The organism is Alicyclobacillus hesperidum subsp. aegles (assembly GCF_027923525.1).
Classification (GTDB): Bacteria; Bacillota; Bacilli; order Alicyclobacillales; family Alicyclobacillaceae; genus Alicyclobacillus; species Alicyclobacillus aegles.
In genome coordinates, this window is the sequence record NZ_BSBJ01000066.1 from 1 (window position 1) to 269 (window position 269).

The 269-nt window shown below is 60.6% G+C and carries 1 rRNA gene; it reads right to left on the bottom strand.

The features are described from left to right. Positions 1 to 269 (bottom strand): 23S ribosomal RNA (locus QMF38_RS11865); the annotation flags it as partial.

The following is a 269-nucleotide window of genomic DNA, read 5'->3' on the forward strand; positions in this document are numbered from 1 at the left end:
CCCGCGCGCCTTCGTGTTCTCCACGCGCCCACCTGTGTCGGTTTCCGGTACGGGCACCTGCTGCATCGCTAGAGGCTTTTCTCGGCAGTGTGAACTCTGGGACTTCGGTACTGTTCTTCCCTCCCCATCACAGCCCACGATTCCCAGGATGCGCATTTCACTACATCCCTCGCTCGCTGCTTGGACGGCCTCTTCCATCCGGCCGCTTCCCTCATCCTCCTGCGTCACCCCTTCGCTCAATCGCTCTCGGTGGTACAGGAATTTCAACC